Annotated in this window: 25 protein-coding genes and 3 pseudogenes; 14 read left to right on the top strand and 14 right to left on the bottom strand. The window is 36.2% G+C overall.

The features are described from left to right. Positions 1 to 14: 14 nt before the first annotated feature. Entirely contained in the window at positions 15 to 389 is a 375-nt protein-coding gene (locus tag A6A20_RS10100; protein ID WP_279573302.1) for a hypothetical protein, read from the bottom strand. Continuing rightward, positions 385 to 597, bottom strand: a pseudogene (locus A6A20_RS12780) (transposase); the annotation flags it as partial. The pseudogene A6A20_RS12780 and the gene A6A20_RS10100, both read right to left, overlap by 5 nt. 166 nt (positions 598 to 763) lie before the next feature. On the opposite strand from A6A20_RS12780, the gene A6A20_RS10095 reads away from it, so the two are divergent. Further along, entirely contained in the window at positions 764 to 892 is a 129-nt protein-coding gene (locus A6A20_RS10095) for a hypothetical protein (protein WP_341670477.1), read from the top strand. Between the two features lie 170 nt (positions 893 to 1,062). On the opposite strand, the gene A6A20_RS10090 is transcribed toward A6A20_RS10095, so the two are convergent. The 5 genes from A6A20_RS10090 to rsmC form a co-directional block, all read right to left on the bottom strand. Further along, entirely contained in the window at positions 1,063 to 1,902 is an 840-nt protein-coding gene (locus A6A20_RS10090; RefSeq protein ID WP_279573301.1) for a cysteine ABC transporter substrate-binding protein, read from the bottom strand. Continuing rightward, the gene (locus A6A20_RS10085; RefSeq protein WP_279573300.1) at positions 1,886 to 2,650 is read right to left on the bottom strand and encodes an amino acid ABC transporter ATP-binding protein; all 765 of its coding nucleotides are present in this window, start codon (positions 2,648 to 2,650) and stop codon (positions 1,886 to 1,888) included. Before A6A20_RS10085 ends, A6A20_RS10090 begins: the two co-directional genes overlap by 17 nt. A gap of 1 nt (position 2,651) precedes the next feature. Continuing rightward, positions 2,652 to 3,320, bottom strand: a complete 669-nt coding sequence (locus A6A20_RS10080) for an amino acid ABC transporter permease (RefSeq protein WP_279573299.1) — start codon at positions 3,318 to 3,320, stop codon at positions 2,652 to 2,654. Next, positions 3,310 to 3,969, bottom strand: coding sequence for an amino acid ABC transporter permease (locus tag A6A20_RS10075; RefSeq protein WP_279573298.1), 660 nt, complete (start codon positions 3,967 to 3,969; stop codon positions 3,310 to 3,312). The genes A6A20_RS10080 and A6A20_RS10075 overlap by 11 nt, the downstream gene beginning before the upstream one ends. A 123-nt stretch (positions 3,970 to 4,092) precedes the next feature. Then, entirely contained in the window at positions 4,093 to 5,106 is a 1,014-nt protein-coding gene (gene rsmC / locus A6A20_RS10070) for a 16S rRNA (guanine(1207)-N(2))-methyltransferase RsmC (protein WP_279573297.1), read from the bottom strand. A 137-nt stretch (positions 5,107 to 5,243) separates the two neighbouring features. On the opposite strand from rsmC, the gene A6A20_RS10065 reads away from it, so the two are divergent. The 5 genes and pseudogenes from A6A20_RS10065 (at position 5,244) to A6A20_RS10045 (ending at position 9,146) form a co-directional block, all read left to right on the top strand. Further along, positions 5,244 to 5,669 (top strand): DNA polymerase III subunit psi, encoded by a 426-nt coding sequence (locus tag A6A20_RS10065; protein ID WP_279573296.1) that lies wholly within the window; start codon positions 5,244 to 5,246, stop codon positions 5,667 to 5,669. Next, positions 5,659 to 6,132, top strand: coding sequence for a ribosomal protein S18-alanine N-acetyltransferase (gene rimI / locus A6A20_RS10060; RefSeq protein ID WP_424585428.1), 474 nt, complete (start codon positions 5,659 to 5,661; stop codon positions 6,130 to 6,132). Before A6A20_RS10065 ends, rimI begins: the two co-directional genes overlap by 11 nt. Before the next feature lie 85 nt (positions 6,133 to 6,217). Next, entirely contained in the window at positions 6,218 to 7,081 is an 864-nt protein-coding gene (gene htpX, locus A6A20_RS10055) for a protease HtpX (RefSeq protein ID WP_279573295.1), read from the top strand. An 84-nt stretch (positions 7,082 to 7,165) separates the two neighbouring features. Further along, positions 7,166 to 7,701: pseudogene (locus A6A20_RS10050) on the top strand (elongation factor P hydroxylase). A 281-nt stretch (positions 7,702 to 7,982) separates the two neighbouring features. Then, on the top strand, positions 7,983 to 9,146 hold the full coding sequence (locus tag A6A20_RS10045; RefSeq protein WP_279573294.1) for a multidrug effflux MFS transporter: 1,164 nt from the start codon (positions 7,983 to 7,985) through the stop codon (positions 9,144 to 9,146). A gap of 271 nt (positions 9,147 to 9,417) precedes the next feature. Here the strand turns inward: A6A20_RS10045 and bamE are convergent, their stop codons facing one another. Continuing rightward, positions 9,418 to 9,825 carry an outer membrane protein assembly factor BamE gene (gene bamE / locus A6A20_RS10040; protein ID WP_279573293.1) on the bottom strand — a complete coding sequence of 136 codons (408 nt, stop codon included), beginning with the start codon at positions 9,823 to 9,825 and terminating at the stop codon, positions 9,418 to 9,420. A gap of 87 nt (positions 9,826 to 9,912) precedes the next feature. Beyond that, positions 9,913 to 10,944, bottom strand: a complete 1,032-nt coding sequence (yejK, locus tag A6A20_RS10035) for a nucleoid-associated protein YejK (RefSeq protein ID WP_279573292.1) — start codon at positions 10,942 to 10,944, stop codon at positions 9,913 to 9,915. A gap of 132 nt (positions 10,945 to 11,076) precedes the next feature. On the opposite strand from yejK, the gene A6A20_RS10030 reads away from it, so the two are divergent. Genes A6A20_RS10030 through A6A20_RS10020 form a run of 3 tightly spaced genes read left to right on the top strand, consistent with a single transcriptional unit; the run spans position 11,077 to position 14,106 of the window. Then, the gene (locus A6A20_RS10030; RefSeq protein WP_279573291.1) at positions 11,077 to 11,298 is read left to right on the top strand and encodes a YejL family protein; all 222 of its coding nucleotides are present in this window, start codon (positions 11,077 to 11,079) and stop codon (positions 11,296 to 11,298) included. 7 nt (positions 11,299 to 11,305) lie between these two features. After that, positions 11,306 to 13,033, top strand: coding sequence for a DUF3413 domain-containing protein (locus tag A6A20_RS10025; protein ID WP_279573290.1), 1,728 nt, complete (start codon positions 11,306 to 11,308; stop codon positions 13,031 to 13,033). 5 nt (positions 13,034 to 13,038) lie between these two features. Beyond that, positions 13,039 to 14,106: a polysaccharide deacetylase family protein gene (locus tag A6A20_RS10020; protein WP_279573289.1), complete on the top strand. Its 1,068-nt coding sequence runs from the start codon at positions 13,039 to 13,041 to the stop codon at positions 14,104 to 14,106. 508 nt (positions 14,107 to 14,614) lie between these two features. Here A6A20_RS10020 and A6A20_RS10015 read toward each other — a convergent pair. From A6A20_RS10015 to ompA, 3 genes and pseudogenes are all read right to left on the bottom strand, one after another. After that, a complete protein-coding gene (locus A6A20_RS10015; protein WP_279573288.1) occupies positions 14,615 to 14,839 on the bottom strand; it encodes a transposase in 225 nt (74 codons plus the stop codon). Positions 14,840 to 14,844: 5 nt separating this feature from the next. Next, positions 14,845 to 15,000, bottom strand: a pseudogene (locus tag A6A20_RS10010) (IS1 family transposase); the annotation flags it as partial. Between the two features lie 246 nt (positions 15,001 to 15,246). Then, on the bottom strand, positions 15,247 to 16,299 hold the full coding sequence (gene ompA / locus A6A20_RS10005) for a porin OmpA (protein WP_279573287.1): 1,053 nt from the start codon (positions 16,297 to 16,299) through the stop codon (positions 15,247 to 15,249). Positions 16,300 to 16,801: 502 nt separating this feature from the next. Between ompA and ydiJ the strand changes: the two genes are divergently transcribed. From ydiJ to A6A20_RS09985, 4 genes are read left to right on the top strand one after another with little or no spacing between them, the layout of a single operon-like run. Then, positions 16,802 to 19,891 (top strand): D-2-hydroxyglutarate dehydrogenase YdiJ, encoded by a 3,090-nt coding sequence (gene ydiJ, locus A6A20_RS10000; RefSeq protein WP_279573786.1) that lies wholly within the window; start codon positions 16,802 to 16,804, stop codon positions 19,889 to 19,891. Continuing rightward, positions 19,888 to 20,304: a hotdog fold thioesterase gene (locus A6A20_RS09995; protein ID WP_279573286.1), complete on the top strand. Its 417-nt coding sequence runs from the start codon at positions 19,888 to 19,890 to the stop codon at positions 20,302 to 20,304. The genes ydiJ and A6A20_RS09995 overlap by 4 nt, the downstream gene beginning before the upstream one ends. After that, complete coding sequence (gene hemH / locus A6A20_RS09990; RefSeq protein WP_279573285.1) at positions 20,301 to 21,266, top strand: ferrochelatase; 966 nt, start codon at positions 20,301 to 20,303, stop codon at positions 21,264 to 21,266. The genes A6A20_RS09995 and hemH overlap by 4 nt, the downstream gene beginning before the upstream one ends. Positions 21,267 to 21,288: 22 nt before the next feature. Then, positions 21,289 to 21,951 carry a YoaK family protein gene (locus A6A20_RS09985; protein WP_279573284.1) on the top strand — a complete coding sequence of 221 codons (663 nt, stop codon included), beginning with the start codon at positions 21,289 to 21,291 and terminating at the stop codon, positions 21,949 to 21,951. A 323-nt stretch (positions 21,952 to 22,274) separates the two neighbouring features. Here A6A20_RS09985 and A6A20_RS09980 read toward each other — a convergent pair whose 3' ends face one another. Both A6A20_RS09980 and A6A20_RS09975 read right to left on the bottom strand, forming a co-directional pair. Beyond that, positions 22,275 to 23,264: an amidohydrolase family protein gene (locus A6A20_RS09980; protein ID WP_279573283.1), complete on the bottom strand. Its 990-nt coding sequence runs from the start codon at positions 23,262 to 23,264 to the stop codon at positions 22,275 to 22,277. Positions 23,265 to 23,630: 366 nt separating this feature from the next. Continuing rightward, positions 23,631 to 23,918 (bottom strand): hypothetical protein, encoded by a 288-nt coding sequence (locus tag A6A20_RS09975; protein WP_279573282.1) that lies wholly within the window; start codon positions 23,916 to 23,918, stop codon positions 23,631 to 23,633. Between the two features lie 145 nt (positions 23,919 to 24,063). Between A6A20_RS09975 and brnQ the strand changes: the two genes are divergently transcribed. Beyond that, complete coding sequence (brnQ, locus tag A6A20_RS09970) at positions 24,064 to 25,365, top strand: branched-chain amino acid transport system II carrier protein (RefSeq protein WP_279573281.1); 1,302 nt, start codon at positions 24,064 to 24,066, stop codon at positions 25,363 to 25,365. The last annotated feature ends 34 nt before the right edge of the window (positions 25,366 to 25,399 follow it).

Genomic DNA, 25,399 nt, shown 5'->3' with positions numbered 1-25,399 from the left:
TTTAAAGAGAGTGGTTATTTGAGATTCTTATACTGTTGCCAAAAATTATCGTGAATATCTGTTGCTAAGGGAGATAACAGTATTCTTGGGTAAAACACGAACGTTGGCATTAGGGGTAATGAATCAAATTGGACTTGATTGCTGATTTTTGTTTTAAGGCTGTCAAAGCGATATATTGCCCCAATAAATAGTACCGTCATATCAAGCATAAAAAGAACGGCATTAACCGTGCTAATAATTTGAATACTCAATACATCAGGATAGAAATACACCAGTCCTTTGCTCGTAAACAAAATAATCAAAACTGAAATCATATAGTGCATAAGCAGTAATTGTTTTAATCGTTGGTAGATGAAAATCACCTCCAATATATAAATCAAAATCATCATAAGCAGGATTTTCATCTGTATAAAGTTTACTATTAGGCTTGCCTAAGTGCCGAGTTAAATTGAGTATATTTTAGGTATTTTCCTCTCTTGCTAAAGCAACAATACTAAGGTCAGCGCCTTTTATTACCGCTTGTTTGGTGGCTCGTTGACGGAATACCAATACACAAGACTTATCAAGGCGTTGATTACGTTTCTTGCGTCTATCTACACAAAAGCCCTGAAAAATAACTTAATTTTACCCACACCAACTTATTTAAATATTATTATGGATACTACTTTCTTTAAGTGAGATTTTAGTGTCTTAGTGTTAATGATGAGTATTTTGCAAGCAATGGCGAATAAGTGGGGACATCACATTTTACTACTTACTACTGGTGCCTTATTCACCAGAACTTAATCCCATTGAACGCACTTGGGCAAATATTAAGAAATATATGCGTACTGTACAGCCTTGTTCGGATAACTTGGCGGATATGTTGGTGTATCATTCTTATTTTAATTAATTATGTTTTACAAATTTGTAATAAGAATAACATTTAAATATGTGATTAAAATCAAGCTATAACTTTTATTCTTCTTAATAAAGCAAAATCCCTAGCCAAAACTAGGGATTTTTATTAATCGCTTAAGCTAATTAGATTAAAACTTTTTATTTTCCAACCGCACTTATTAATTAATAATCCACTAATACTTCTTTTTCGCTCACTGTATCACCATAAACAGGTAATAAAGTTTTATCATAGGCTTGTTTTAATACGCCTTCTTTACCCAGTTTTTCAATTTCATTATTAAGCCAATTAAGTAATTCTGTGTCGCCTTTTTTTACTGCTGGGGCGATAAAATCTTGTTCACCTAAATTTTTAATTCCCACTACATAACCGGGATTTTCTTTTGCCCAAGCAAATAATAAGGTATTATCGTGAGCTAATGCATCGCCTCGTCCATCACGCAATGCTTCAAAAGTTTCGGTATTTTGCTCAAATTTTAAAGTTTTAATTTCTGGGTAATTTTTAGTGAAATAAGTATCAGCAGTTGTGCCTTTATTTAATAATAATGTTTTATCTTTTAATTGTTCAATATCGGTAATTTCTTTGCCCTCTGGCGAAACAACCCCTAAAGCAACTTGCATATAAGGTTTAGCAAAATCTACTACTTCCTGACGTGCTGGGGTAACAGTGAAATTCGCTAAAATAATATCTACTTTATTAGACTGTAAATATTCCACTCGGTTAGCGGCTTCTACTAAAACAAATTCCACTTTGTTTTCATCGCCAAGTAAATCTTTGCCAATGGCTTTGGCAATTTCTACGTCAAATCCTTGATTTTTACCGTTTTGATCAACATAACCAAATGGCGGTTTATCGCTAAATACCCCAATTCTCACTTTATCCGCTTGTTTTAGCTGTTCAAGACTAGAAAGTGAATTATTATCTGCTTTATCGCCACAACCCACTAAAGTAGCAAGTAATCCCGTAGCAAGTAGTGCGGTAGCGGTTTTAAATATTTTGTTCATAATCAATTCCTCTCGGTTCATAATTTAAGATGTTTAAAAATGCTTTTGCACGATCTGAATCTGGATTCGTGAAAAAACGCTCTGGGCTAGATTGTTCAACAATTTGCCCTTTATCCATAAAGATAATTCGGTTGGCAACTTGTCTGGCAAAGGACATTTCATGGGTAACAATGAGCATTGTCATTCCCTCTTTTGCTAAGCCAAGTACTACGTCTAAGACTTCTCTGACCATTTCAGGATCAAGAGCAGCGGTAACTTCATCAAATAGCATAATATCAGGATTCATACATAGGGAACGCACAATGGCAATACGCTGTTTTTGTCCCCCTGATAATTCCCTTGGGTAAGCATTTTTACGATCATATAAGCCTACCCGTTTTAATAAGCTATCCGCTTGTGCTTCTGCTTCAGCACGTTGCCGTTTTTGTACTTTTAATGGACCAAGCAAAATATTATCAATCACCGATAAATGGGCAAAAAGTTCATAGCTTTGAAATACCATGCCAATATGTTGTCTTGCCTCTACCCAAGAAATATCTTTGCCAAGTTCGCCATAATTTTGCAATAATAACTGTCCGTTCTGTATGGGTTCTAAACCATTAATACAACGTAATAACGTACTTTTGCCACAACCTGACGGGCCTAAAATAACCACCACTTCGCCTTTTTCAATAGTTAAATTAATACCTTGAAGTGCGGTTACTTTTCCATATTTTTTTACTAATTCTTTAACTTCTAATAATGCCATATTAACTTTCCCAGCGTTTTTCTAATCGTTGTGAAAATAAAGATAAGGGATAACAAATAATAAAATAAAGCAGAAAAATGACCCCATAAATCCATAAAGCTGCCGAGGGATCAGTAAATAAGGCAGTTTCAATAATTTGTTGTCCCACTTTAATCACTTCTAATACCCCAATTAGCATTGCCAATGAGCTGGTTTTTACCATTCGAGTAAATAAATTAATCGCCCCCGGTGTAACACGTTTTAAACTTTGTGGTAATAAAATATAGATAAAAATCTGAGCGTTATTTAAACCAAGTGCTTGTGCGGACTCTACTTGATGCTTTTCTATGGACGTTAATGCACCTCTCACTAAATCGCCCATTTCTGCAGTTCCCCAAAAAATAAACACCAAAATACACACTAACACGCCGTCTAAATGGGTATTAAACCATTTCGCTACACTAAAATAAGTAATAAAAAGTAGTACAAGCAAGGGAATTATCCGTACCGTTTCTAAATATAAGCGACAAAAAGTACCAATTAAACGGTTTTTACTGGTCATGACAATGCCAAATAATACACCAAGTAAACAAGCAAAAAATACGGATACAAAGGCAATTTTTGCGGTTACCCATAATCCCATTAATAAACGCTCTAAATTATTTCCTTCAAACAAAATACTAAGCCCCATATTTTGCTCTCCTTGTCCGGCGTTCTAAATAACGGATAAAAATAGACATTGGCAATAAAATGATTAAATAAAAGATCACTAATAAAAATAATGCTTCGTCCGTTTTATAATCCATACCAATAATTTCTTTTGCCATAAACATTAATTCTGCTACCGCAATGGCACTAATAACTGAGGTTTCTTTCATTAAAAATAAACAATTCGCCCCAATGGCTGGGGTTGCTATCGCTAAGGCTTGGGGAAAGATCACATAACGGAAGGCTTGCAAGGGGGTTAATCCTATACTTAGTGCGGATTCAATTTGTCCTTTGCTTACTGCTTCTAACCCCGCACGAATAGCTTCTGCCATATAACTACCACCTAAAAACCCTAACCCAATGACACCGCAGGTAAAACCGTCTAATTTTATGCCGATTTTTGATAAGCCGAAATACAGGAAAAAAATTTGAATTAATAAAGGGGTGTTGCGTGAAATTTCAATATAACCTTTCGCAATGCTTGCGAGAACTTTGACTTTGTAAGTAGTTAATACCGCACAAATGATACCGACAATTAAGGAAACTAAAATGCCCCAAAATGCCAAATGTAAGGTAATCAGGGTTGCATCAATAAACTTAGGTAAGACATTGCCAATATATTGCCAGTTCATAGTAAACTCTAGTTTTTTAATTACTGAAACAAATTATAAGCAAGGTATATATAATTAAAAAGAATTAATAGGTATTAATAATAACAAAACAGAATATTAATACCCTTTATGACAATGCTTAAATTAATGTTTGATCACTGAATAAACCTTAAATTTTCCTGTTTTTGCCAATACTTTATGCTGCCCAAAATACTGATCTAATAAATCAGGATAAGGTAAAAAACTGTTCGCCACTAAACGCAATTCGCCTCCTGTAAACAAAAATTGTTTTGCTTGGCGAATAAGATTTTCTACCGCCGTATAATCTGTATCTATACCATCATGGAAAGGGGGATTAGAAATAATCAGATTAAATTTGTCTTCAATATGAGAAAAAACATTGCTGGCTTGTACTTGCCCTTGCAAATGATTTTCCGCTAAGGTGCGTTGTGCCGAGCTTAATGCCATAGCATGAATATCGGTCATTAATAAATCCACTTTGGGGTTATGGTACTGAATATAACTGCCAATCACGCCTGCCCCGCAACCAAGATCCAATACTTTACCTTGAATGGGTTGAGTTAGGGTGGAAAGTAATAATTCTGTTCCTTGGTCAAGGGCTTGGCGACTAAATACCCCGGGTAAACTGTAAATTTTTAGTGGGGTAAGTTTGTGATGTTGGTAAATATGCCAATAATCCGCTATATCAACGCTGACTTGTTGGGTTAAACAAAAATGATAAAGGCTACAACGGCGTGCCGAGTCAATTTTGGCAATCTCGCCATAAGGGGCAAGCATTTTTTCTGCGGATCGCACACCTGAACGGTTATTGCCTACAATAAGTATTTGCTGTCCTTGTGGCGATTGTGCTAATAATTGCATTAACTGAAACTGAACTTCTTGCTTATTTTTGCTCCAATAATAAAGGATAAGATCGGCAGGTTGAGCCGATAAATCTTGAGTAAAAACAGCAGAAAAACTGACCGCACTTTGGGCGACTTGTTTATCATCAAAATAACAAGACCAAAGGCGAACAGAAGGGGTGTAAGCGGATAATTGTTGAGCAAAATCATCATTCACTGCCCCTGCAACTAACACTGATTTATCTTGAATAAAATTCAAATGACGTTGTAATACTTCGCTTTCTAATGACAACACAACAGATCCTTTTCGCTTGAGAAAAGGATAGTATATAGTAAATTAATAAAGAACAATATGCCTCTGCCCTCTTACTCTCCACAAAAAATTTGTTTACAATAGCGAACCTAAGCATAACCGCAATTTCTTGAGATACTATGAATCATCGGCGTGATATTTTATTACAACAAATGGGTATAACCCAATGGCAGTTACAACGCCCCGAGGTTTTTAAGGGGGCAATTCAAGTCAATATTGCTGAAAATATCCGTTTAGTCATCATTAGTGATCAAACAATAACCAAAAGTGCGGTGCTATTACAAGATATTTTTCGTGCCATTAATATTTCAGCACAAGATTGCCAAATCATTGAGTTTTCACATTTTGCTCACTTATCTATTACTAGCAACAAAATTTACTGGTTACTCACTGATGATCCGCAACAGATAGAGCAAAGCCAATCGCTTTGCCAACAAACCTCACCATTTTGGCAATCGCCGAGTTGGCAAACCTTTCGGCAAAGTGCCAAAGCCAAGCAACAGTTATGGCAAAATATTTATCAAAGTTTAACTAATGATGAATAACATAATGAATAATCTCACTGAATTTACCCTTTCTGCCATAGAAGAACAGGATTTTGAGCAACTGTATCATATTGAACAATTAGCTCATCTTGTACCTTGGTCATTAGGAACATTAAAAAATAATCAAGGCAAACATTACCTTAACCTCAAATTGAGCCAACAAGATCGCATTGTGGCATTTGCCATTTGCCAAACCGTATTAGACGAGGCAACCTTATTTAATCTGGCGGTACACCCTGATTGGCAACAGCAAGGATTGGGTAAACAATTATTACAGCATTTATTTCAGCAATTACGCCAACAAGGCATTGCAACACTCTGGTTAGAAGTACGTCAATCTAACCATATCGCCCATCATCTTTATCAGCAAATGGGTTTTAATGACATTGATATTCGCAAAAATTATTACCCCACCCCAAATGGTGAGCGAGAAAATGCCATTATTATGGCAATCTATTTGTAAAATATGCCTTTTCCTCTTGAAATTTAACAAGTTAATAACCATTATAGGAAAGATTATCAACCCAACCACAAAGGATTTTTTAGCTATGATGCGTATTTTATTATTTTTAGCCACCAATATGGCGGTGCTTATTGTTTTTAATATTATTTTGAGTCTAACGGGGATTCAATCGCAAGATGCCATGGGACTATTAATTCTTGCGGCATTATTTGGTTTCTCGGGATCTTTAATTTCCTTATTTTTATCCAAAACCATGGCAAAACGTGCTGTGGGAGCGCAAGTGATTGAAAATCCTGCCAATGAACAAGAACGTTGGTTAGTAGAAACCGTACGCCAACAAACACAACAAGCAGGCTTACCTATGCCAGAAGTAGCAATTTATCACTCTGCCGATGTTAATGCCTTTGCCACAGGGGCAAGCAAAAATAGTTCCCTAGTCGCAGTAAGTACAGGCTTATTAAACCAAATGACTCGTGATGAAGCTGAAGCGGTATTGGCACACGAAGTCAGTCATATTAAAAGTGGCGATATGGTTACGATGACCTTATTGCAAGGGGTACTAAATACTTTCGTGATCTTTATTTCTCGTTTAATCGCGCGTGCCGTATCCAGTGGGCGTGATGGCGAAAGTAACAACGGCACTTATTTCTTAGTGGCAATGGTACTTGAAGTAGTCTTCGGTTTTCTTGCTAGCATTATTGCAATGTGGTTCTCTCGTTATCGTGAATTTAAAGCGGATGCTGGCTCAGCCCAATTAGTGGGCAAAGAAAAAATGATTGCGGCGTTACAACGTTTGCAAAAATTACACGAGCCTGAACAATTAGAGGGGCAATTAGCGGCATTTGCCATTAACGGTAAACGTGGTGGAATTGCCTCACTGTTTATGAGCCACCCACCATTAGAAAAACGCATTGAAGCATTAAGAAATTTAAACCGTTTAAATGGTTAATCCCTTGTGAATAACCTCTTCCCCCATACTGACCCTATCCAGTGTGGGGGTTAAATCATTATTATTCCAATCATAGGACAACAAATGCAACACCATTACCAAGATTTAATCCAACTGTTTAATCAATGCTTTGCGGAACAATACCAAACCAAATTAGTCAAAGGCGGCGATGAACCTATTTATATTCCTGCTAATGCCCAACAGCCTTATCATTGCATTTATTTCGCTCGTGGCTTTTATAGCAGTGCCTTACATGAAATTTCCCATTGGCTCGTAGCAGGCAAAGCTCGCCGACAATTAGAGGATTTTGGGTATTGGTATGAACCTGATGGACGTAGTGCCGAACAGCAACGAGAATTTGAAAAAGTAGAAGTTAAGCCACAAGCCATAGAATGGATTTTATCTACCGCAGCTGGCTATCGTTTTTTTGCTAGCCACGATAATTTATCAGGCAATCCCGGCGATGCTAATCCTTTTAAACAAGCCATTTATCAGCAAGTAAGCATTATGCGGAACAAGGATTACCTAAACGTACCGCCATTTTTCAACAAGCACTGTGCGATTTTTATCACACCGATCCCCATATTGATTTAAGCCAGTTTGATGTGAGTCGGATTTAAGCGAAGGCAAAGAAAACAAATTATGTATCCTGCTTAACAAAATACAGGGATTTTTAAAGAGGATAAGGAGGCGTTATTGGCTTTGTATTAAAGTGCGGTCAGTTTTAGAATAATTTTTCCCAAATATGAATATTTTCAATCATTATTTCCCTGTCAATTTTTCAAGTAATACTTACATAGTCGTACCAATTTAAAATAAGACAAAGTGGAACGACTAGATTAGTATTACAACAAAATTTACTTTATAATCAGCCCATTTTTCATCTTTAGAAGGACAATAAATGAAAGCAAATAGCAAAGCCTTTTTGGTGTTATTATTAGGCACATTATCCGCCTTCGGTCCTTTTGTATTGGACTTGTATTTGCCTGCTTTACCTGATTTAGCTGAATATTTTGCCACCCATACTTCAATGACCCAACTCAGTTTAACCTCGGCAATGCTGGGTTTATCAGTAGGACAATTATTACTCGGACCAATTAGTGATAAATTTGGACGCAAAAAACCACTAATGATTTCCTTGGCGATCTACATTATAAGTTCATTCTTGCTAATTTACTCGCCCAATATTGAAAGTTTCATTGTTTTACGCACAATCCAAGGTTTATCGGCAGCTGGCAGTGTAGTGATCTCTCGTGCGGTGGTAACAGATCTCTATCATGGCAAAGAAATGACCCGTTTCTTTGGCTTATTAATGACCGTAAATGGAATGGCACCAATATTGTCGCCTATCCTCGGTAGTTTCTTATTAAAATATATTGATTGGCAAGGCATTTTTGCTTTCTTAACCTTAATCGGTGTGGTGTTATTTGTGATTTGTTTTCGCTTAAATGAATCATTAATTGAACAAAAACGCTTAACTACCAGCACTTTTGCCAGCTTTACGGTTTTCGGAAAAATCTTCCGTAATCCTCTATTTATGACCTATGTATTGATGCAATCTATCGCTTTTGCCGCAATGTTTGCTTATATTTCCGCCTCACCCTTTATTTTGCAATCTCATTATCAACTTTCCGCTTTTGCCTTTAGTCTCTGCTTTGCCGCTAATGGAACAGCATTGCTATTAGGCTCTAATTTTGGTAGTCGCATAAGCAATAAACAGGCATTATACTGGGGAGCCTTGGGAATTTTGTGCAGTTGTATTTATCTAACCATTGCTTTAATTGGGCAAATTAACGTTTGGTTGGTAGAACTTGGTTTATTTACCCTGTTATTATTTATTGGCTTTATTCTACCCGCCATTTCTGCCCTTGCAATGGATAACGAACGTGAACAAGCTGGCAGTGCCTCCGCATTATTAGGCTTTTTCCCTTTCTTTGCTGGAGCGATTGTATCGCCATTGGTAGGCTTAGGTAATATTTTCTATTCTACTGCTACCGCAATGCTTTTATCGGGTGTGCTAACCTTTGTGATTTATTTAAGGGTTAAAAAAGATATTAAGGATTAAGAACATATTTTGAATATAGGTTAAATATAGTCGTTTCAATTTAAATAAAACAAAGCAACACGCCACAAACAAAAGTACGGCAAGGGTGTGCCAACGCTGTATTATTTATTTCAAAGTGGGACGACTATAAATGTTATCAATCCAAAGTGCGATTTATTTTTGAGATATTTTGCTTTTTTCTTAACTTCATTTGTATTTTTATGTTCATTGACTATACAAAAAAATCGCCAGTCAAACTGGCAATTTTTAGGAATATTTTAATAGGATTATATTACCAAAACTTCCACCAAGGCGATTTTGCTGGTTGAGCATCAATAATCGTATTATTTTCAAACACTTGATCACTATCAGGTAATGGACGATCTAGGTGGAAACTGGTAACAGTACGATTATTATCAAAATGTACGGTTAATGTATGTTGATCAGGTTTTTGATAGCCTCGTTGTTCAAGGTAAACATAATACCAAGTTGTGGCACTAAAAGGATCAGTAAGAACAGGTGTCCCTAATAAATACTGAACTTGTTCCGCATTCATACCTACCCGTAATTGTTCAACCTCGTAAGACTGTAAATAATTTCCTTGTGGCACATCAATTCGATAAACGATTTTATCCACACTGGAACAAGCACTTACTGCCATAGCTAAACAAACGGCACTGATCATGGGTTTTAATTGCATAGAAATCTTACCTTTTACCTTGTTATCATAAAATATTGTTGTTGATAATACCTAAACTTAGTTTGAAAGCCAACCAATTATCACCAATTAATCTTTTTGTTTCTCTAATTGATCACGCAAATTTGGCGGAATACCCTTTATGGTAAGCGTATCCGTATTGGCGTCCCAATAAATACGAGAATTTAATAATGCGGCATCAAAGCTAATCGTTATGCCTTTTCCTGAACCTGAAAATTTGGTTAAACTTTTCAACGCTGAACGCACTGGTGGTATGCTTTGTTCTAAACCATAATCTTGTTGTGCGGTAAACTCAGCAAAAGGCTGTTGATTTAGAGTCGGCATATTGTCAGAAAGTTCCCGTAAAGCGATTTCATCGCCTGCATTTATTTGTCCTTTGCAATAATCAAAAACCTGTTTTTTTACTGCTCTAGTTTGCTCTTTATTTAGCTCGCCTTGCTCACAATAATCATCAACCGCTTGCAATAAACATTGATTTTGTAGCTGTGGATCAAGCCCTGTTTCCGCACCAAGAAAATCTAAAAAGAAGTCACTTACTTTGCGTCCCACTCGTCCCTTAACAAAGGTTAGGTAACGATTAGAATTTGCATTGACTTGTAATTCCGTCAAATTAATGCGGCAAGCAATATCAAATTGGTTAATGTCTAAATATTGAGTACGATGAATTTCTAAATTATCGTCCACTAACATACTGGATCGGCTATCCAATAAGGCGAGAAATAAATACTCAGTAGCTAAAAAATTATATTGGCATAAAATAAAAGTTCCACTATCGGCAAAGGCATATTTGCTTAATTCCGTTGCCAATAACTTCGCTGATTGATGACTAAAGGTAAGAAAATCCTTCTCTTGTTCTAATAAACCATTTAACCATTGTGCAAAAAGTGAAGAAGGTTGGAAAACCCCATAACCTTTCGCTTTATTTTGGTAACCTTGATGCAATAGCAACATCATTTGTTGCACTTCAGCATTAATAGGTAGCAATTCTTGTCGTAATTGCACATCTAAGGGCGATTGATTTTCCGCTTGTTGGCTGTCTTGTTCCGTTTGATTAGCAAGGACTAACTGGTGTAAGACAATTTGTTTAACATTTATACTCATAATAATAAGGTTCTCAAATAAGTAAAAATTTTTAGCATTATAATGCAATTCTTCCTACTTTTTTAACTAAAACAGGAATAAAATATGCTAATATTGTTGGGTTATTGATTCAAGAAAATGATATAGAATATTATGGCAAAGACATCAAAATATACTGATCAACAAATTAACAATATACTCGCAGAAATGATCGCTGTGTTAGAAAAACATCAAGCCTCTGTGGATTTATCACTAATATTATTAGGCAATATGACTTCAAATTTACTGATAAATAATGTTGGTGAACAGCAACGAATCGCTTTAGCACAAGCCTTTGCCAAGGCATTACTCAATTCAGTTCAACCTGAGAAATAGCAACTCAATGATTAAAGTAAGCAGACAATATAAAGAAGATACCTCACAAAAAATTTCGTGGGGACATTGGTTTGCTTTTTTCAATATTATTTGGGCAATTATTATTGGCTCACGCTATGCCTTTTTAATTGATTGGCCCGATACTCTATTTGGACGGGTTTATTTTTTCATCAGCATACTTGGACATTTTAGTTTTGTGGTGTTTGCGTTCTATTTGCTGATTATTTTTCCGCTTAGTTTTATTGTCAAAAATCACCGCACTTTTCGTGGATTAAGTGTGATTATTGCCACATTATGTATCAGTATTTTGTTGATAGATACCCAAGTTTTTGCTGAATTTAATTTCCACTTATCCTCTGTAGTATGGAATTTATTGGTTAATCCTGAAAACGGCGAGTTAGCTCGTAGCTGGCAAATCTTTTTTGCCTTTATGCCATTAATTCTGCTGACTGAAATGGTTTTTTCTCGTTGGTCTTGGTATAAATTACGTAGTTTAAATCGGCAAAAATGGCGAACTTGGATAGCACCTCTTTTCTTTGGCTGTTTTATCGCTACTCACCTAATCTATACTTGGGCTGATGCGGTATTTTATCGCCCTATTACCATGCAAAAATCAAATTTTCCGCTGTCTTACCCAATGACCGCACGTTCATTTTTACAAAAGCATGGCTTCCTAGATAAACAAGAATATAGCCAAACCATTCAACAACAAGGGCGATTAGATGCCGCAAAATTGGATTATCCTAAACAGCCCTTAATAGTTGATCCTGCTCATCAGGCACAAAATATTTTATTTATTACTATTGCAGGCTTACGTTATGATGCTATTGACCCAACAACTATGCCTGCTCTAAATCAATTTGCTAGTCAGGCGAGTGAATTTACTAACCATTACAGCACAGGCAATAATGCCAATACAGCCTTAGCCGGATTATTTTATGGACTTAACGCTAACTATGTGGATAGTTTATTAAATGCCCATCTTGGTTCATTGCTATTGCAATTAGCCCAACAACAGCATTATCAAATTGGTTTATTTTCAGATAATAACTTCAACCAATTTTTATTTCGCCAAGGGATTTTGCAACAAATAACAGTGCATAATCAAGCCAATCAAACCGATATTGAAGCCATACAAGCTTTACAACAATGGTATCATAATGCCCTAACTCAGCAACAACCCCTTTTTGCTTATTTGGATCTCAACATTGCAAATAACCTTGAGCCAACGGCATACTACGCTGAATTAAACAAACTAGATCAAGCTCTAGCGCCATTATTAAGCCAAATTGGCTCAAATACCCTTGTGGTCATTACGGCAGAATATGGATACAGCTTTAATAACAACGCAAAGCAAGACAACTTTTCTCGCCAGCAAATTCAAGTGCCTTTGATTATCTATGGCGATCATTTGCCAGTAGGTAAAATTAATAAACTTACCAGCCATGTTGATCTACTAGCCACACTATTGCCCCTTTATGGGGTACAAAACCCAGCAAATACTTATAGTCAAGGCGAAAACCTATTTACCCCAGAACGTCAATTTAATTGGGTTATTGCTGGCAATTATCGTTGGAAAGTGATTATTACCCCTAATGGGACACAGTATCATATTGATAATAAAGGAAATTATCAAAAATACAATGCGGACTATCAAGCAGAAAGCTCCGCAACACCACCTTTGGGATTATTTCTAGAAGTCTTTCGCCAAAATCATCAATTTTTTGCCGATTAATTATTATGTTGTGGATTTTATTCATTATTAGCCTAATCTTATTAAGCGGATATTTATACTTAGCTCGCCGTAAAAAAGCCTTTATCCATTGTTTAATGTATCATCACATCAACCCTGAAAATAATTTGCATGGGGTATTTGTGCAAGATTTTGCTCAACAAATGGAAAAACTCAAAGACTACCAAACCTTTACCTTTCAACAACTTAAAGACAACAATTACCAATTACCTGCGAATAGCATATTAATTACCTTTGATGACGGTTATCGTAGCAATTATGAACTTGCTTACCCTATTCTTAAACAATTTAATCTCAAAGCAACCATATTTCTTAATACCAAATATATTGATATTGATGATAACTATTTAACTTGGCAACAAATTCAAGAAATGTATAACAGCGGACTGATTGATTTTCAGCTACATACACATTCACATAGCCTCATTCCTAAAAACACTGAAGTAACAGGTTTTTACGATCAAACAACTTCTGATTATCTAAAACGAGAAAGTTTTAATCTATTTTTTAAAGGGTTGTACCATAAACAACAACATTCTCAACAATTTAATGGCTTACCCTTGTTTAAATTTAGAAGTCGTCTTGCCGTAAAAGGGTATTTGCCACATAAAGATTTTATAACGAAGTATCAAAACATAACACAACAAAAGGCATTTCAACAAAAATCCTTAAAACAACGGCGGCTATGGCTCACTCAGCATTTTAAACAACAGCAAAAACATTACTTTAGCCCTGTAAGCAAAAAACAATTTCTTGCTTATATTCGTGATGAAATAGAACAAAATCAACGGCTTATAAAACAATATCTAGGCTATAATGCTACCGCACTAGCTTATCCTTGGGGACAACGTTGCCGAACGAGTAAAAACTACCTCAAACAACTCGGGGTAGATACCTTTGTTACCACTAAAAAAGGAGCGAATGGATTAAAACTTAATCGTAACAGTATTTACCGACTTGATTGCGAAGCCTTTAAAAACATTGAAGATTTTAACCGCACTATCCATTGCGGTTATGGTTATTGGTATTATAAATTGAAAAAGATATTACATTGATACCCGCAAAAGTGCGGTAGGATTTTGATTTATTTTTTGCTTAAGTTATTTCTATCGGTGTAATGAACAAAATAGTTGCTAATAATAATTTCCTCAAATTGTTAGCAACTATTTTTGTTAAAAAATCCTTTATAAACATAATATTATGTTTTCTACTTAATCCATTATGATTAATTACTTTCCGCTTAAGTTTACTAAATAAACCTTCTAACCGATTTGTTGTTTTTTCAATATTTAATGCTCACTAATGCCCATCTTAATTCTTTATGTTTATAATGAAAATTGTTTTTTTATTATATTTATCTGAGCGCTCATTCAAATAATATTGCTGTTTAAATACCAATAATGCAGACGACGAAAAAATCATGCTTTTGGCTTTCTTTTAATATTTTCACAATGACTTTTAATTCCTTTCCTACTAGAAATTTATGTTTTTTTCTTAACTTTCTTTATTCTTTACCATTGCAACAAAATGAAAATGATACATTTGAATAGATGTATTGAACATTTATTTTAATAACCCACGACGATCATTGCAGGTAATTGATTGAATAATATATTCTTTTTCTCTTAAGCGATTTAATGCTGCTTGATAATAAATATCTTTTTCTGTTTTCACGATTTGATGATAAATCACTTTTGCTGTAAAACTATCCATTAACACTAAGACACTAAAATTTCGCTTAAAGAAAGTAGTATCCATAATAATATTTGGCACTGGCTCAAAAAGCATGCTTACTAGACCCAGCCATAATTGACATAGTGAAACAACAAATCAAAGGCTTTAAAGTGATTAATTAATTTCTTAGAAAAACAGCAAGTTTTCCTAAATACTCGCCTAAGCCTTTATCTAAATCGGTTATTATTACCCTCAATATTAACCGTATAATGTTTACATCTGATGTTTAGATTGAACCAATACATCTAGCACTTTGTATTTGCTTATCTTTTCAATAACAACAATGTCAGCAATACTACAACCTCGAACCAGCATTAAATGTATTCTATTATTGATATGGGATAGTGATCTGAAAAGTATGCTGATAGAAACCCAAAAGACAACTACCTATTTTTAAAGTGAAACGACTATAAAATGAAAAATCCCAGCTTAAGCTGGGATTTTTTATGACCTAAACGTTATTACATAACGATAGTTTGAGATCCTTGTACAGAAACTTCAACACGACGGTCTGGTGCTAAACAAGCGATTAATGCTTTACGACCTTTAACGGCATCACAAGTGTTGCCAGTTACAGGGTTAGCTTTACCATAACCAGTAGCGCTGATAGTTTGTGGAGCAACACCTTTAGATACTAGGTAATTAGCCACAGTTTCAGCACGTTGTTGTGATAATTTTAAGTTGTAAGCATCAGAACCGATACGGTCAGTATAACCTGCAACATTTACCACTGGTGCATTGAATTTAGCGATTTCGCCGTAAACACCGTCAAGTGAAGAAATTGAGCTATCTTTTAAGTCTGCTTTGCCAAATGCGAATAATACATCTGAATCAAACGCAAAAGTCTTAGTTACGATTTCAGGTGCAACTGGTTGTTGAGTTTGACCGAAACGGTAAGATAAACCAGCACTTACAGAACCGATATCTGGACGATAATCTACACGATTACCATCAGCATCTTCCAATTTACCTACATTATTTAACCATTGATATTCAACACGTAATGCTAATTGTGGTAATGATGGTAAGTTATACTCTAAACCACCTGCAAATACTGCAGAGGTTTTTAAACTATGTTGACGATAACCCCACGCATTATCAGATTCAAAACCTTTAGAAATTTTGTAGTCTGAACGTACTAATGCTGCACCAACACGAGCATACACATCTAAACCTTCAAGTACAGGATAACTTGCTTTTAAGCTAACATGCGCACCATGGTTAGTATGTTTAGAATCCACTTGACCATAAGTAGTGAATTTAGCACGACCAAAATCGTCATAACCTACTTCTACTGCAAAGTTGTCAGTAATTTGATAACCACCAAATACACCATAGGTTACAGAATTACGTTTAGTTCCATTAGTTTCAGATTCAAATTGTCCTAAACCGTCATGGAAAGATGCCCAACCTGCTTTGGCACCTACATAAAAAGTATTAGGCTGTGGAGCTGCTTGAGCCACAGATGCTACTGCTAAACCAGCAACGGCTAATGCGATTGCAGTTTTTTTCATTTGATGTTCCTCTTAATTAGTCATCTAAAATTTAAAGTATCAGCTGAGATTAGCTAAACCTAAACACAACCGATTGATTGTGTATCCTTACAACCTGTTAGAAAACTATGCTAATAAAATGAACTTTTATTATAATAGCAACTCTAACTGTTTGAAATGGATTCCCTTTGCCTTTTGAAATTAATAAGTAACTTTAAAGTCTAAAAAACTAAAAGTACTACTTCAAAAAGTTAGCGCCTATTATCCCCTGTACAAAGCAGAAAATCAATTTTTTTAAATCAAGAAGTGAAAATTATTGTATATTTTTGTATAAAATTGCATTTTAGATCATGAATTTCCTTATTATTCTCTTAAAATCTATTCATTTAACCATTAATTCAATATGCAAATTAAATCTTTGTTAATTTTGTAGATTAGACAGATTGGCATTTTAAAACTAAAATCCTATGGTAGAATGCAACAATGCGTTGTTTATTATCATTGTATTGTTAGAGTAATAGTCATGATCCCCTGTTTACAAGATGTACCTCAATTATCTTCTTTAGTCAGTAATTACTTAACGGAGTTATCTCAACAACATTTTGCTGGTGATATTGCCACTCATTATGCCGATCGCCTTAGCCTTGCTACCGATAACAGCGTTTATCAGCAGTTACCTCAAGCCATTTTATTTCCAAAGTCCATTGCTGATATTGTTATTATTACTAAACTTGCCCAAAAAGAGAACTATCAAAGTTTAACCTTTACCCCAAGAGGGGGCGGAACAGGGACGAATGGGCAGGCGATCAATAATAATATCATTATTGATCTATCACGTTATATGACCAATATTCTTGAATTGAATATTGAACAACGCTGGGTACGAGTACAAGCAGGCGTAGTAAAAGATCAATTAAATCAATTTCTTAAACCCTATGGTTTATTCTTTTCCCCTGAACTTTCTACCAGTAACCGAGCCACCATTGGTGGTATGATCAATACTGATGCCTCTGGGCAAGGTTCATTGCAATATGGCAAAACCTCCGATCATGTTTTAGCCCTTAAAGCGGTGCTAATGAATGGCGAAGTGTTACAAACTCAAGCATTAAAAACAGCTGATTTTCATACCGCACTTGAGCAAAGCACGCTTTCTCGTTATGGCAAACATTTACACCAAGAAGTCTATCAACACTGTAAACAAAAACGTTCACAAATTTTACGAGATTTGCCACAATTAAATCGTTTTTTAACAGGGTATGATCTAAAAAATGTGTTTAATCATGATGAAAGTGAATTTAATTTAACCCGTATTTTGACAGGTTCAGAAGGCTCTTTAGCCTTTATTGCCGAGGCAACCCTTAATCTTACCCCAATTCCCAAATACCGTACGCTGATTAATATCAAATATCGTTCCTTTGATTCCGCTTTACGCAATGCCCCTTTTATGGTGAAAGCCAATGCGTTATCGGTAGAAACGGTGGATTCTAAGGTATTAAATTTAGCCAAAGAGGATATTATTTGGCATTCGGTGCAACAATTATTACAAGAAGATAAACAAGATCCTATTTTAGGCTTAAATATTGTGGAATATGCTGGCAATAATCAAGCCCTATTAGAGAAACAAGTTAAGCATCTATGTCAGCAATTAGAACAAAAAATCGCTCAACAACAAGATGATATTATCGGTTATCAAGTGTGTTCTGATCTTGCCTCTATTGAACGTATTTATGCAATGCGAAAAAAAGCAGTGGGCTTATTGGGTAATGCCAAAGGAAATGCAAAGCCTATTCCTTTTGTGGAAGATACCTGTGTACCGCCAGAAAATTTAGCAGATTATATTGCGGAATTTCGTGGCTTATTGGATCAGCATCAATTAGATTATGGTATGTTTGGGCATGTGGACGCTGGGGTGTTACATGTTCGCCCTGCCCTTGATTTATGCGATCCACAACAGGTACAACTGTTTAAACAGATTTCCGATCAAGTGGTTGAACTTACGCTGAAATATGGCGGTTTAATTTGGGGCGAGCATGGTAAAGGTGTGCGTTCCCAATACAGCGATCGTTATTTTACCCCTGAATTATGGCAAGAGCTTCGCTATATTAAAACCCTATTTGATCCTGACAATCGCTTAAACCCCGGTAAAATCTGTACGCCATTAAATAACTCTGATGAACTTTATTCTATTCTTTCGCCAATGCGAGCCGATTTTGATCGGCAAATTCCGATCCAAATGAAACAAGAGTTTCATGGTGCAATAAATTGTAATGGTAATGGGTTATGCTTTAATTTTGATGTACATAGTGCCATGTGTCCGTCTATGAAAGTGAGTAAAAATCGTCTTTATTCTCCCAAAGGGCGAGCGGCGATCATTCGTGAGTGGTTGCGTCTTATGGCAAATCAGCAAGTACGTCCTGAACAATTAGATTTTGCCAACACAGAAATTAAACTTACCGATTTAGTCAAAAAAGTGCGTTATTCTTTGCAAAAATGGCGTGGACAATATGATTTCTCCCATGAAGTAAAACAAGCAATGGATACCTGTTTGGCTTGTAAAGCCTGTGCCAGTCAATGTCCAATTAAGATTGATGTGCCAAGTTTCCGAGCAAAATTTTTCCATTTTTACCATAGCCGTTATTTACGCCCAGTAAAAGATTATGTGGTGGCAAATGTGGAATATGTTGCGCCCTTAATGGCAAAACAAGCGAAATTATTTAATTTATTAACTGGGGCAAAATTTGTTGCTCCTTTGGCAGAAAAAATGCTAGGTATGGTGGATTTACCGCAACTTTCTAGCCCCTCATTGCAACAGCAATTAGTCAATATTCAGTATCAAGGTTTATCCCTTGAGCAACTTGAGCAATTAAGTGCGGTGGAAAAACAAAAAATTTTATTTGTGGTACAAGATCCCTTTACCTCTTATTATGATGCCAAAGTGGTGGCTGATTTTGTGCAACTTTGCCAACAACTTGGCTTCAAGCCTGTGGTCTTGCCTTTTAAACCGAATGGCAAAGCACAGCACATTAAAGGCTTTCTTACCCGTTTTGCCAAAACTGCCCAAAATCAAGCGGATTTTCTCAATAGAATGGCACATTTTGGTGTGCCGTTAGTGGGGGTTGATCCTGCCATAGTGCTATCTTATCGTGATGAATACAAAGAAATTCTTGGCGATAAACGCGGCGATTTTCATGTGCTTACCGCCCACGAATGGCTCAAAACTCAACTGCATAATGGGGAACTCAAAAATAAATTAAAAAACCACCGCACTTTTACCCCGCACACTTGGTATCTTTTCCCACATTGCACGGAAAGTACCGCAATGCCGAATAGTCCTAAAGAATGGCAAGAAATTTTTGCCTTGTTTAATCAACAACTTAATACTGAAAAAGTCGGTTGTTGCGGCATGGCTGGGACATTTGGGCATGAAACCCAACATATTGCCATGTCAAAACAAATTTACCAATCCTCTTGGGCAAGTAAGCTGGCGGATAAAGATCCTGCCTATTGCTTGGCAACAGGCTATTCTTGCCGTAGTCAAGTGAAACGCATGGCACATTGGCAGCCTAAACACCCTGTGCAAGCCTTGCTCAGTTTATTTGAGGTAACAAGATGATTTGGCAAAAAAATTATACCCTTGAACAAATGAACCAATTTAATCAGCATTGTGCTGTCAGCCATTTAGGGATTTATTTTAGCCATAAAGATGATAACAGCCTAACCGCCACAATGCCCGTTAATCAACATACCAAACAACCTTTTGGCGTATTACATGGTGGATTAACGGTTGCCCTTGCTGAAACAGTAGGATCTATGGCGGGATTTTGTAGCGTTGCGGAGGGATTTATCACAGTGGGAAGCGAAATTAACGCTAGCCATTTACGCCCTGTAAAATCTGGTTCAGTCAAGGCTACCGCTAGCCCAATCCGTTTAGGCAAAAATCAGCAAGTGTGGCATATTGATGTTTATGATGAGCAACAACAGCATTGCTGTGTAGCACGTTTAACCCTTTCGGTAATAAAAATATGACAAAGAAAATTGGAATTTTATTAGCCAATCTTGGCACCCCTGCTCAACCAACGGCAAAAGCAGTGAGCCGTTATTTACAACAGTTTCTTAGCGATCCTCGTGTGATTGATTTACCACGTTGGAAATGGCTACCTATCTTGAAAGGGCTTATCTTACCGAAACGTAGTAAATGGGTAGCGCAAAATTATCAACGTATTTGGACACCTAAAGGCTCGCCTTTATTAGCAATAGGTCGCCAACAACAAACCTTATTACAGCAATCCTTAATTGAACAAGGGATTCAAGCTCAAGTAGAGCTTGTGATGACCTATGGCGAACCCAGTATGCAACAAGGAGTAGATAATCTAATGCAACAAAAAGTGGATCAAATCATTGTACTTCCGCTTTATCCTCAATATAGTAGCACCACTACCGCCTCGGTCTTTGATGCTTTTGCACAAAGTTTACAAACACACCGCTATATTCCTCCTTTTGATTTTATTCATTCTTATCATCTTGAACCGCAATATATTCAAGCCTTAGCGGATAGCATAAGCCAAACAGGTTTAAAGGATTTCTTATTGTTTTCTTTCCATGGTATTCCTGTGCGTTACGAGCAAGAGGGCGATTATTACCGCCAACATTGTTTAGCCACAGCGCAAGCGGTAGCAGAGAAATTAGGACTGGATAAGCACCAATGGAACCTAACCTTTCAATCACGTTTTGGTAAAGAACCTTGGCTACAACCTTATACTGATGAATTTTTACAGCAAGCACCGCAACAAGGGATCAATGCAATTCAAGTGATTTGTGCAGGGTTTGCAACTGATTGTTTAGAAACACTAGAAGAAATTGCGGAAGAAAATCGTGATATTTTCCTGCAAGCAGGTGGAAAAGATTATCATTATATTCCTGCTCTCAATAGCACACCTGAGCATATTCACTTACTTAGCCAATTAATTTTAGCCAAAATTAACTCGTAATATGGTAAATATAGTAAAAGTTATGCCACAAGATAGCCGCCTGATTGCCATTCTTTTGGCATTTATTAGTGGCTCAGCTGATGTTTATAGCCACTCACAATTTCAATCATTAGTGGCGACACAAACAGGCAATTTTATTTTAATGGCAAATGATTTACTCAATGGCAATTTTCCTGAATTTCTTGCTAAAGCACAATCATTGCTGTTTTTTACCCTTGGCTTCGTTTATGGGGCAAGGGTAAAACGAAAAGCCAACAATGCCTATTGGCGTAGCTATACTATCACGCTATTTTTGTTGTTTAGCTTATGTGTACCTTTCCTAGTGGGACTTCCATTTATTCAAGTGGCGTTATTGGCATTTGGTACAGGATTAGTTATGCAAACCTTTAATGACGGCAAAATTGAAGACAAACCCTATACAGTTATGGTTGCCTCAGGAAATTATCGCAAAATGCTAAATAGTTGGTATGAATATCATCAAGAGAAAAAGGCGAATTTAAGGCATATTGCGGTCAATTATAGTTATCTTATTATCAGTTTTATCTGTGGGGTAATCATTAGTGTAATGGCTTGTAAAATCTTTCAACAATATGCTATTTGGCTAGTATCCATTGTGGTTTTCATTATCTTAGTGGTTTATAGTTGGACAGTTTGGCGTTACCAGTTAGCACAAAAGAATAAATAACTCAATATTGTTGTTTCAATAAAAAATGAGACAAGTTGGTACAATGAGATTGTTAAAGTGCGGTGGGTTTTTAAATTATTTTTCACTTTTATTTCTCCGACTTCACAAATGTATTTCGCACATTCGTGCGACCTACTTTCTTTACTCGTGTAAAGAAAGTAGACAAAGAAACACGCCCCCTAGAAAAAGCCTTTTTCCAGCCTTTCACTAAGAACGATAGAATAATTTTGGAACTCGCTATGCTCAAACAGCCAAAATTATTCTATCGTTCTAAGGGAACAACTATTAAAACGGCGTATAAATAATACGCCGTCTTTTCTCACTTAAACCTCTAACCCCAACACCTTACGCCCATTGGTACTAGCGATTTCTACCATGGCATCTAAATCAGGAAAACGGCAACCTGCGGATAATAAGCTCAATTCTTGCCACATATCGCCCTCGCATAACGGCACCATATAATCACAAATATTATCCGTTCCAATCGCCACCGTAATTCCTTCTGGGATCATTTCATCAGCAGGGGTCAACGCATTATGAAATGGCATTAATTCCTCTTTACGATTACTATCAATCCACGCCATTGGACAAGCGATCATCATCATTTTGGCTTGTCGCATTTTTTCATATAAAGCATAGCGATAATTCTTAGTATGAGAACCAATGGATATGCCATGAATTGCCACCACCCTACCTTGCATACCATGTTCAATGGTTTTATCGCAAAGCTGTTCCGTTTCTTTTTCCGTAGGGGTGTTAAATTGATCCACATGTACATGGCACATAATTCCACGAGATTTGGCTGCCTCAAGTAAAATATCCATTGCCTCTAATCCCTTACCATAATCTAATTCATCACGATAAGGCAAACCACCAATCATATCCACCATATCCGCCCCAATATCAAACCATTGTTTTGCCACAGGATCAATGACCCCTTTTAAGGTTTGATTGGCGAATTTAAGCACAATATCATTTTTATACACTTCTCTTGCTCGGTGAGCCGCAATAATCGCACGATCTTGACAAACAGGATCAATATCCACAAAAGTACCAAATGCGGTTACCCCTTGTGAAATCATCAATTCAATGGCTTGGCTAAAACGAGCATAATAATCTTCCACACTAGAAGTGCGTTTAATTTCATCAACCAAATCCCATTTTTGTTGCAAATTTGCAGTACGATAAATATGGATATTATCAGGGGTCATTGTAAATGCTCGATCTGCATGAGCATGGGCATTGACCCAACCACCTTTTTTAATGATTTCATCTCGGATATAAGATTTTAATGTAGGGATTAAACTACTCATATTAGCCTCGCCATGGTGAAATTGAAGGGAAAAACATTGCCAAGAAAAGGAAAGTCAACAGCGAAAATGTAGTCAGATTAATCAAAAATAGATAAGCCACACAAAAAGAACCTTGTAAAAAATCAAGGAAATTTTTGTGCAGTAGGTAGGGAATGTTATGAAAAATTCTCTGATTTTTAATTAATAACATTTATCTAGTCCTAGGTTGGCACTAGGCGAATAGTATAAAGACTTAGTGAGTAAAAATATAATTGCTTTTAACTATTTATTTCGCTTAAATCTACAAAAATTAACGATAAAAGTGCGGTGAGTTTTAGAAAATTTTTTGTTATCGTCATTCCATATTTTAAAGTGGAACGATGACAATTAGCGATAACGCCAATAATGATAACCTACCGATGGCATTAAAATAATAGGGTTTGACCCCATTGATTGGCGTTTAACTTTCCCTTGATTATCGCTCGCATTCATTGGCATATCCACTTCTTGATAACCTTTTTGCTGTGCAAGTGGCACCGTATTACCGCTATAAACCTTTGCGTTATAAGCTGCCACTGTCTGCATATCAAGCGGTGCTTGTGGTAATGTTGGGGATTGGCTTGAACAAGCCAGCAATAAAAAAGATAAAATAATAAATATTAGCTGTTTTTTCATATTTTCCTCTATTTTATTCTCATAGTCTGTGTTATTGTATCGCTATTTTTCAGTTCTTCATTATATTTTGCTGTTGAGCAATCATTGATAATGAAAAACGGATTAACATAATATCATTTTCTACTAAATAACACTAAGGAACAATATGCTTTCAGGTAAAGATATTCTTATTTTGGGTATGATGATTTTTGCCCTTTTTCTCGGTGCTGGTAATATTATTTTTCCGCCAATGGAAGGATTTTTGGCTGGCAAAAACTGGCTAATCTCCGCCTCTGGCTTTGTACTCACAGGTGTACTTATGCCATTTATTACCCTTGTGGTGGTTACTTTGATTGGGCGTGGCGAGGTATTATCCCATGATTTGCCTAAATGGGTAGAAATCGCTTTTTGGGTTATTCTTTATTTAGTTATTGGCTCAACCTTTGCGATGCCTAGGGTTACCAATGTTGCCTATGAAATGGGCTGGCAACCCTTAAATTTAACAGAACAATCCCACTATAACCATTTTATATTTGCCGCAATATTTAATATTATCGGTATGTTTTTTATGTTAAAACGTTCCACTATTATTACCAGTGTCGGTAAATATATGACGCCTGCCTTGCTTATTCTATTAATTGTGGTTGCTATTGGCGTAATCACTGCCCCTTTATCAGATATTGTTGCTCCCAACACTAGCCATGCTGACGGTAAGGCATTTAGTGCAGGCTTAATCAGTGGTTATCAAACCATGGACGTATTAGCGGCTACCGCTTTTGGTGGAATAGTTGCACGTGCTTTAGCGGCAAAAGGCGTATCAGATAAAAAGAAAATTTTTAAATATACACTGATTGCAGGTTTAATTTCAGTGTTATTGCTCACTGGACTTTATTTTTCACTCTTTTATTTAGGGGCAACAAGTCAGCAAGTTGCTTTTAATGCCACCAATGGTGGACAGATTTTTTCTCGTTATATTGATGTGTTATTTGGTACATACGGTGTTTGGATTATGAGCGGTATCGTTATCTTAGCGAATATGACCACATTAGTGGGCGTAACCAGTGCCTGCGCAGATTATTTTTCTAAATTCTCAACCCGTTTAACCTATCCATTTTGGGTGGTCGTTTTCACGATTATGACAACGATTATCTCTGAAACAGGCTTGGATAATTTATTACGCATTACTATTCCTGCATTATTATTAATTTATCCTGTGGCGATTATGCTTGTGGTATTACAATTATTACGCCCTTACTTACCATCACTGAAATTAAGCTATAACTTCGTTATTGGCATTACTTTTGTTTTCAGTGCCATTGATGCGTTAAATCACTTAGGAATTATTCCTGAGAGTATTAATCAACATTTAGGACAATTACCGCTATATGATAATGGGTTAGCTTGGTTAATACCTGCTTTTGGAGTATTACTGCTCACATTTATTGTAGGGAAATTTACCACTAAATAAACTTATAATCGTTTTAAAGTAGGACATAAATACG

Origin of the sequence: Volucribacter amazonae (assembly GCF_029783845.1) — a bacterium.
Taxonomy (GTDB): Bacteria; Pseudomonadota; Gammaproteobacteria; order Enterobacterales; family Pasteurellaceae; genus Volucribacter; species Volucribacter amazonae.
The sequence above is the reverse complement of the archived record's forward strand: the minus strand, read 5'-3'. Positions and strand labels throughout refer to the sequence as shown.

Bases quoted from the DNA above. Each gene is read 5' to 3' on its own strand.
- rimI (WP_424585428.1), top strand. From the start codon at position 5,659: ATGATGAATAACATAATGAATAATCTCACTGAATTTACCCTTTCTGCC.
- ydiJ (WP_279573786.1), top strand. From the start codon at position 16,802: ATGATCCCCTGTTTACAAGATGTACCTCAATTATCTTCTTTAGTCAGT.
- A6A20_RS10100 (WP_279573302.1), bottom strand. From the start codon at position 389: ATGATGATTTTGATTTATATATTGGAGGTGATTTTCATCTACCAACGA.
- A6A20_RS09980 (WP_279573283.1), bottom strand. From the start codon at position 23,264: ATGAGTAGTTTAATCCCTACATTAAAATCTTATATCCGAGATGAAATC.
- htpX (WP_279573295.1), top strand. From the start codon at position 6,218: ATGATGCGTATTTTATTATTTTTAGCCACCAATATGGCGGTGCTTATT.
- A6A20_RS10045 (WP_279573294.1), top strand. From the start codon at position 7,983: ATGAAAGCAAATAGCAAAGCCTTTTTGGTGTTATTATTAGGCACATTA.
- A6A20_RS10025 (WP_279573290.1), top strand. From the start codon at position 11,306: ATGATTAAAGTAAGCAGACAATATAAAGAAGATACCTCACAAAAAATT.
- A6A20_RS10030 (WP_279573291.1), top strand. From the start codon at position 11,077: ATGGCAAAGACATCAAAATATACTGATCAACAAATTAACAATATACTC.
- A6A20_RS09985 (WP_279573284.1), top strand. From the start codon at position 21,289: ATGCCACAAGATAGCCGCCTGATTGCCATTCTTTTGGCATTTATTAGT.
- A6A20_RS09975 (WP_279573282.1), bottom strand. From the start codon at position 23,918: ATGAAAAAACAGCTAATATTTATTATTTTATCTTTTTTATTGCTGGCT.
- A6A20_RS10020 (WP_279573289.1), top strand. From the start codon at position 13,039: ATGTTGTGGATTTTATTCATTATTAGCCTAATCTTATTAAGCGGATAT.
- A6A20_RS10015 (WP_279573288.1), bottom strand. From the start codon at position 14,839: ATGCTTTTTGAGCCAGTGCCAAATATTATTATGGATACTACTTTCTTT.
- yejK (WP_279573292.1), bottom strand. From the start codon at position 10,944: ATGAGTATAAATGTTAAACAAATTGTCTTACACCAGTTAGTCCTTGCT.
- A6A20_RS10065 (WP_279573296.1), top strand. From the start codon at position 5,244: ATGAATCATCGGCGTGATATTTTATTACAACAAATGGGTATAACCCAA.
- A6A20_RS10080 (WP_279573299.1), bottom strand. From the start codon at position 3,320: ATGGGGCTTAGTATTTTGTTTGAAGGAAATAATTTAGAGCGTTTATTA.
- A6A20_RS09995 (WP_279573286.1), top strand. From the start codon at position 19,888: ATGATTTGGCAAAAAAATTATACCCTTGAACAAATGAACCAATTTAAT.
- hemH (WP_279573285.1), top strand. From the start codon at position 20,301: ATGACAAAGAAAATTGGAATTTTATTAGCCAATCTTGGCACCCCTGCT.
- brnQ (WP_279573281.1), top strand. From the start codon at position 24,064: ATGCTTTCAGGTAAAGATATTCTTATTTTGGGTATGATGATTTTTGCC.
- A6A20_RS10085 (WP_279573300.1), bottom strand. From the start codon at position 2,650: ATGGCATTATTAGAAGTTAAAGAATTAGTAAAAAAATATGGAAAAGTA.
- ompA (WP_279573287.1), bottom strand. From the start codon at position 16,299: ATGAAAAAAACTGCAATCGCATTAGCCGTTGCTGGTTTAGCAGTAGCA.
- A6A20_RS10090 (WP_279573301.1), bottom strand. From the start codon at position 1,902: ATGAACAAAATATTTAAAACCGCTACCGCACTACTTGCTACGGGATTA.
- A6A20_RS10075 (WP_279573298.1), bottom strand. From the start codon at position 3,969: ATGAACTGGCAATATATTGGCAATGTCTTACCTAAGTTTATTGATGCA.
- bamE (WP_279573293.1), bottom strand. From the start codon at position 9,825: ATGCAATTAAAACCCATGATCAGTGCCGTTTGTTTAGCTATGGCAGTA.